At 33.7% G+C, this 7,810-nt stretch carries 6 protein-coding genes; 5 read left to right on the top strand and 1 reads right to left on the bottom strand.

Annotation, left to right across the window (positions count from 1 at the left end; translation table 11 throughout):
* Nucleotides 1–96: 96 nt before the first annotated feature.
* Nucleotides 97–1,143: a hypothetical protein gene (locus NK356_RS07115; RefSeq protein ID WP_253316581.1), complete on the bottom strand. Its 1,047-nt coding sequence runs from the start codon at nt 1,141–1,143 to the stop codon at nt 97–99.
* A 354-nt stretch (nt 1,144–1,497) separates the two neighbouring features.
* Between NK356_RS07115 and NK356_RS07110 the strand changes: the two genes are divergently transcribed.
* The 5 genes from NK356_RS07110 to NK356_RS07090 all read left to right on the top strand — a co-directional run bounded on the left by NK356_RS07110 (nt 1,498) and on the right by NK356_RS07090 (nt 7,616).
* The gene (locus NK356_RS07110; RefSeq protein WP_034692320.1) at nt 1,498–1,944 is read left to right on the top strand and encodes a type VI secretion system contractile sheath small subunit; all 447 of its coding nucleotides are present in this window, start codon (nt 1,498–1,500) and stop codon (nt 1,942–1,944) included.
* 20 nt (nt 1,945–1,964) lie between these two features.
* Complete coding sequence (locus NK356_RS07105; protein ID WP_034692114.1) at nt 1,965–3,326, top strand: DUF5458 family protein; 1,362 nt, start codon at nt 1,965–1,967, stop codon at nt 3,324–3,326.
* Nucleotides 3,327–3,404: 78 nt separating this feature from the next.
* Nucleotides 3,405–3,863, top strand: coding sequence for a hypothetical protein (locus tag NK356_RS07100; protein ID WP_253316580.1), 459 nt, complete (start codon nt 3,405–3,407; stop codon nt 3,861–3,863).
* A 203-nt stretch (nt 3,864–4,066) separates the two neighbouring features.
* A complete protein-coding gene (locus NK356_RS07095; RefSeq protein ID WP_253316579.1) occupies nt 4,067–6,631 on the top strand; it encodes a M23 family metallopeptidase in 2,565 nt (854 codons plus the stop codon).
* A complete protein-coding gene (locus NK356_RS07090; protein WP_034692116.1) occupies nt 6,618–7,616 on the top strand; it encodes a hypothetical protein in 999 nt (332 codons plus the stop codon). The genes NK356_RS07095 and NK356_RS07090 overlap by 14 nt, the downstream gene beginning before the upstream one ends.
* Nucleotides 7,617–7,810 lie beyond the last annotated feature (194 nt).

Here is a 7,810-nt window from a genome sequence, read left to right as displayed (position 1 = left end):
AAAGAGTCCGGTACAGTACCGAACTCTTTCATATAATAATATTGTTTAATTTTGTCTAAACTTTTGGGTGCAGTCCAATATGAGACGGATTCTTTTTTAATATTCTTTCTTATAATTCCGGAGCACAAACTTTATTCCGGTTTCTATAATATCTCCCATGGTTTTACAATATTTGAAATTAACATCGTAGGTGAGTTTTTGTAAAGCCGTCCTTAGTTCTATGACATTGGCTTCCGGTGCAAGATTGTCTTTTTTCATAATAGAAATGAGTTCATCAAATCTGTTTTGACTGCTAGTTACTCTTTTTACAATTTGTGAACGCACCTCCTTACGGTATTGTTCTATAGAACTTGGCTTCAGTTTTTCCAATACCATGGTCACCATTTGATTATTTTCTTTGAAATACTGTGGAAGATAAACTTTCAGATTTCCCTCATACGTTTGCTGATCAAAATCGATGGGGCGGATTCTGTAAATTACCTGGTCAAAATCATGAATGGGAATCACCACATAATTATAAGAACGCATATCACCAAGAAGCCCGATAAGGCAGCGCTCATTGAATTTCACAAATTCCTTGGAAATCTGTGCCTTTTCAAGTTCTGAGCAGTTGGATAAATGTTTCTGAATAAAAACATCTCCGGGAATTCCTAAAATATGCTCTTCAATCAAAGTATTTTTATAAACCAGGAAGTTAATCCGGTTAGGAGAAAGCAGATCTTCAAGCTCTAATCCGAAGATCCGGGAAGCATCGGCCTGTTTAATATAGAAATAAGTATAATTGTCATTCAGTACATTTCTCACCCGAATCCGGAAAGGTTTAGAATTTCCGAAAGTACAAAAGTCTATCGTATCCACTTTCAGATAGGGTAAAGTAGCAGTATCTCCATCAGAATGAAGAAGGGTATAAATTTTATTTAAATTGGCCTCTATTTCTTTAAACTCATATTCAGAATACAGAACTCCAAGCCACAAAGTATCTTTGCCATCTTTATCCAGAATTCTCACATTATCATTAAATCTTAAAAGGTCTTCATACAGGAACTTAATCTTGGTAGTTCTGTTATATTTTTCCAAATATTGTTGTAATGCTTCTGAAACGGGAAATATCGGTTTTCTGAACGCTATTTTTACATCTTTCATGACACGGTTCACTTTGTTTAAATATAAAGAATATTTTTTTGTGAAATCTTAGGAATTCTTATTTTAACATTCATCAGGCATGTTTATAAAAGAGTAAAGCGAACAAAAATTTTATTTTATTTTTCTTGGAAGACTTTATTTATTTTTTCATAGCTTAGTGATATCGTAATGTGATGATTTTATGTTGAATAAATGTAAACAGATTTAGATGATTCAAGAAAAATCTTAGTAAAATTTTGTATGTTACAGTTTTTTTTTAAATTTAAACATTGGATTGGTAATTTATTTGATTCATCGGTAAATTATTCAAAGACAGATCCAAACCAAAATAGTAAATCTCAAAATAACAATAATATGGCAATGTTTAATTATGGTGTTGGCGGAAACGAGGTAAAAGTAGACGCTAATGAAGCTATTCAGGAAATACAGGAAAATAAATCACTGATAGTAAGCCAACTTACAACAGACGAGTCTTATACCCCTGAAATCGTAACAGGATTAAAAACAGTGGAAGACGTTTTCAAACATTTTCAGCCTTCAGTATCGGTACAACACGAAACAGAAGATGGTGGAATGGTAGAAGAGGAATTCCGTTTTCAAAACCTTGGAGACTTTACCCCTAAAAGCCTTACTCAGAAGTCAGATTATCTGCAGCAATTGAGCATGGAACAGGAGCAGTACAATAAAATCGTACGTCAGCTGAAAACAAACAAAATTCTACGCAACATGCTGGAGAATGATCAGACAAGAGCAGCGTTTATAGAAGTATTGAAAGAAGTGGCACAAGAACTTGAAAAATAATTAAAGACTTACATTAAATCATGGATAGCAAATTACAGGCACAAGAGAGCCAGCAGCAGGGGCAACAGCAACACGCAGGGCAGCCGAAGGGCAACCCGCTTGCAGAGCTCAATAAAATGGGAGGATTTGGCTTTGTTGAATCCGTTGTAGACGGTATTGCCAATATGAACCCAACAAGAAAGGCAAGAAAAGAAATCTTCCTGAACGACAGCAATAAATCCGACGAAAGAAAAGAACTTCTTCAGAAGATCAATCTTTGGGTAAACCTTCTAGAAGGTAGTGAATCTGCAGATAAAATGGCTGATACGTGCAAGAGTAAAGCACAACAGGCCGATCAGAATTTAAAAACAAACTTAAAAAATACACTGGATGCCGTTCGTATGTTGGAAACCAACTACAGAACAGTAGCGCAATTCTACAAAAATACAGAATTGGATAAAGTGGACAACGTAAGTATCGTGAATGCAAGCCTTGATCAGGTTTCCGATCTGGATAATCCTTTGTTCATCGATGCCATCTCAGAAGAATTCAAAAACTATTACGACCGTCTTGACCTTAGAGATAATTACTCAATCCTTGCAATACCAGGATATTTAGGATCCAATAAGGTCATCGAGAAATGGGCAAAAATCTGTAACGAAAACAAAGTAATGATGGTTACAGACTTCGCCAACCTTGATAAGCCGGATGATGTGGTAGACTTATTCCACTCTGCAAACCTTACAGGTGGTGAGCTTCACAGAAGTAACGTTATCATGACGTGTAACTGGCTGGTAGGACGTGGTAAGGCTGAAGAAGTAGGCGAAGAAGAAAACGTAGAACTTCCACCTTCCACTTCATTAGCAGGAAAAATCCACAAAACACTGATGTCTCAGGTAGCAGCAGGTAAAAAGCATGGTAATATCAACGAAGTAGACGCTGTAAAATTCGAATTGAAGAAAAGTGAAATTTCTCAATTGGAAAAAATGGGTCTTGTACCAATGGTAAACGAATACGGAAAAATTATGGCTTTCTCTGCGAAGACCTTATTTACAGGAGACAATATCGGTCTTCAGACGTATTCCGTAGTTCGTGTTTTCGACTATGTTACCAAAGTACTGCTTGACTTCCTGAACAGAAGAGCTTTCGAAAACTGGAATGCCAAGAACGAAGACGATTTGAGAAGACAGATTGTAACCTTCCTTGACAATATCAAAGGACCGGACAAATTGATCGAGAAATTCAAAATTGTTCGTTTCGAGCAGGATAGAGTAAACAAAGACAGAGTATGGCTGGATATTCGTATGACACCTTATTTCCCTACAAAAAGTTTCGTTATTAAATTGGACGGACACAAAGGAGATGATGGTAACGAATGGGATGCAGAATACACTCAGGAGTAACATAAACGTACTTTATATAACAAAAACCGATGCAATATTACATCGGTTTTTTTTCAACCAACACCTATGAAATTGAATATGAATAAAACACTTATTATTGGATTACCCTTTATGCTGATCATCCTTTTGATAAGTTGTGAAAAAAAATACCAAAGTCCGGGCACTTATGAAAATGATCTTTTCGCACAGGAACGTCAGGAAGGAAAAGCATACATCATGAATAGAGATGAATGTTTTGATGGAAGTGAACTTGTACTGGCAAGTTCAGAGGTAAAACTGGCAGACAGTTCTAAAGGCCGTGGAAAATCATTCTACCTTTATAAAGTAAGATCAGGAAAAGTATTGAAAACAGTGAGAGATTCTGCTGTAGAAATGCCAATGATGTTTTTGTCTCAATACAGACTAAAAATCAAAAATACCGATTCCATGTATGTGTATCTAAAAAAGCTTGAAGGATACCGTTTTATAGCCAAAGATAGAAACCTAAAATATCAGTGGCTGAAAGCTGCTCCCGTATATTCTGTAGAGAATAAATAACTTTTAATTTTAATTCAATTTTTTTATATCACTGTGTTATGATTTTTTTTATTTTTGTTTTTGAAACAACACAAAAACACAATGAAAAAAAATGTAATCCTATATGAGGGTATACTCCTTCATTCTCCCCTGCAATCTGATCATAAAAGTAATATCTGTCTAAATAGTTTCCAGCCGGAAGTTATTTATAAATTCTGTTAGCCATGACAGGAAATATTACCGGGGATCAAAATCCTCAGGTAGGAAAAACATATTCCTACGAAGTAAAGCCTTCAGGACTTTCATTTGTACTGAAGGAGGACTATGAATGGTATCTTTATAAGAAACAGAAAAACGGAAGCTGGAAAGATATCACCGGAAAACCAAAAACCGGTGAAAAAGTAACTTACAAATTTGGAGAAATAGCGCTGGGAATAGAATTTCAAATGAAAGTCTATGAGATTAAAAAAGGACTTTTACCTGGTCTTCCTTCTACCAGAGAAATGAAAGGTAGTCTTACAATTGTTCCTATCAGCAACAAGGTTTCGAAGATTGATAAAATAGTACTCTTTAACAGAGGAGCAAAAGATTTCAATACAGCCAGCTACCGTGATACTCTTATTGCGCAGGCTCATTGTATTGCGATGTTTAATAAAGAAATTGAATTTCATCTTTGGGAGGATGATGCGCCTGGAAAAGGTCATGATCCTGTTATCAATATAAACAACCGTCATACCAGCAGCTACAAGACTCGGGTTAATGAAAAAGGGATTGCAGAAGTACAAATACCTTTGATGTCTGATGAAAAAATCCTTCGCCAGATGGCCAATCAGTTTATGATGAGAGGTGATAAAAATGAAGGTGTTAATCATGAGTATTATGTTACGGCAACATATTCAGGGAAAATCCAGGGAGCAAGCCAGGTGAATGTAGATGTGGCCAATCCGGATTATAAAGGGCAGCCCCAAAACCAGCCCAAACCTAAGCCGCAACCTGAGAAACACACTCCAAAATTTCCTTCCGGACAAGGAGGAGCTCCCAAGCAGCCAGATCCTAAAGGTAATATTATAGAAGCCGTTTTCATTGATGATACAGGAAAAGAACTTTCCAAAGTCGCTGTTGGGGATAAAGTAAGGGTAAGAATTCACTCCAAAAATATGGTGGGAAAACACATCCAATATGTCATCTGGGAATCTGACCCGGTATTTCACGATGAAGTTTACCGAAGTAGAATGATTAAAATTCCTGCCGATGTGTATGACACTTCAGGATTTATCATTACTAAAGATATTTTTGAAAAAGGAATAGACTCTCGTATCGGTGATCTGGATTCATATAAACAAAACTATTTTATAGAAATTATCTCCAGGGATCTTTCTGCGGAATCTCAGAAATTTGGGGTAAATTCGGATGGGTTGATAGAAGTGGAGAAGGTGAAGAGTGTGGTGGGGGTGCAGAAGACACAAAAACCAGCTAAACCAGAAAGTTGTATATGTCATGAACAATATAAAGACTTAGTATGGGGCGGAAAAGTAAGTTGTGAATTTAGGAAGAAAGTTGTACAAATAAGCAAACGAGCAGGCATTGATCCCAACAATCTTATGGCAGCCATGGCTCATGAAACAGGAGGAACTTTCGATCCTACATGCGGAACATTTAAAAAGAAAAAAAATGAAGATACGGAAGGATATGTTGGTTTATTGCAAATAGGAAAAGATGCTGCTACTGATTTAAAAATTACAAGAACAGAGTTATTAGCAATGGATCAGATAAAGCAGTTAGATTATATTGAAAAATATTTATACTTACCATTAGTTAAAGGAAAACTAAATACATTAACAGATTTTTATTTAGCTGTACTATTTCCTGTTGATTGTGGAAAAGGAAATCAGCCTAATCATATTGTTTTTGATAATAGTTTACCCATTTCTTATAAAAATGGAAAAGCTATTAAAAATCTTAATTATTGGAGAAACGTTGGCTACGCTGCAAACCCGGCATTTCATAAAGAAGATAAAGAAAAAGGAAAAACCTATGTTTGGGAAATTGCAGAAAACATAAAAAAATGGTATGATAAAGGTAAACAAAATAAGGTACAAAAGTTTTCTTGTCAAAATGTACAAGAAACAAAAGTTGAACCAGTAAAAACAAATAAATGGCATGATCCGGTTGATAATCCAATATGTACTTTATACATGCAAAGTGGGGGTGGTGGAAAAGGAACAAGTGGAGAACATTGGGGGTTATTTGGAAATACCAGAAATGGAAGCAAACATCAAGGGTTAGATTTATTTGCCATACCAGGAAGCAATGTATATGCATGTGTAAAAGGAATTGTACATAAAGTCAAATGGCATGCTGGCTATGGTAATACTATGACAATAAAAATAACTGATAAAGAATCTCTTTTTAATCATAGAAGAGATTATTCCCTACTCTATCCATCCAATGGAGAAATTAATCAAAGTAATAACTTTGATAAAACAAAAGATGTATTTTTATTTTATGCACATTTGGAACAAGTCCTGGTTGAAGAAGGAACAGAAGTAAATGCAGGAAAAATTATTGCAAAAAGTGGAGTTTCTGGGGTGGAAAAAGGAACTTGTGCTCCTCATTTACATTTTGAAATATTCACAACCGTTTATGCCGTAGGTATGGGATTAAATTATAGATGTAATCCGGGGTTCTATATTCACTTTAAAGCACCAAACGAGCAATCACAAAATGAATTAAATCTACAAAAAGAAACAGCTAAAACAAGAATTAAAAATTTATATGGCAAAAAATAGCATTATCTTAAACGTGTTTACAATACTTCTTTTAGTTTTCTTTACATTATCAAGTTGTAAAGAATCCCCTAAACAAAAGAAGGAACTATCTGAAAGTTTAAAGAAAGAAAATATCATATTTTCTGAAATTACTTTTGATAAAAAAAGTGATTATCAAAATACAAACCTAAAAAGTTTAGTTTTAACATTTAAAAATATTACTTATACATTAAAATTTGTTGAAGACAGAACATATTTACAGTATAAATTAGATGATAAAATAATTTCTGATTGGCATCAAATTTCTTACAATTTCAATTATGATAGTTCTTATGAAGATGCAGAAGAAAATATTAAGATTTTATATGACGCAAGCATAAATAAGGGTTTTTTACTTTTACCAGGCTATACAGAAGAATACCCTGTTTTTAACGTTTATGCTTTTGATAAAGATAGAATTACTTATATTGAAAATATTAGTACTGATGATACTAATTGTTTAAGTTTCTCAAAAGAAAAAATCGAAGCTATTGAGCAAAACCATGAAGTTTTTTTTAAAACAGTTAATAATCAAAAGGGAAAAAACTGTGTATTGAAGAAAGAAAAAAAAGATGATCTTAATACCCAAATTATTGAATCTGATTTACAAAAAATTACAGAAAGTATTTCATCATCAAAACAACAGATTTCAATACCAACAGGAGAATATTTTGCAACCAACGAGAAGTTGGATGATTATGGAGTTTCATTGAAAATTGAGAAAGATTCTATTATCTATACAGAATCTGGAAATATGGGGAAAATGTATAATCAATACCTGCTTAAACAAGTTAAGACTATTGACGGAAAATTTTTTTTAAAATATTCAGAGGTGATTAATGGATATACTGGTGATGCAGATAAACCACTTTATTTTGGTATTCTTCAAAATGATAAAGGTAAATTACTGTTTGAGAGTGAATACACAGAAAAAAAGTATGGATTAAAAAATGTAATATTTAAATAATTATTACAATCTATCTTATTTAGAAATAAACACTAATAATGAAAAATATTTTAACTTTAATATTCCTTTCATTTGTATTTTATAGTGCAAAAATCTATTTCAAAAAATCAAAACAGGTAACAAAAATAAAATAAACCTATCTTTGCACATTGAAACAATGTTCGGGATGAAGAGAAAATAAACTCTTCAATGAT

It is taken from the genome of Chryseobacterium sp. S0630, from assembly GCF_024158915.1.
Classification (GTDB): domain Bacteria; phylum Bacteroidota; class Bacteroidia; order Flavobacteriales; family Weeksellaceae; genus Chryseobacterium.
Note: the sequence above shows the minus strand (reverse complement) of the source record. Positions and strands in the feature narration are given on the sequence as shown.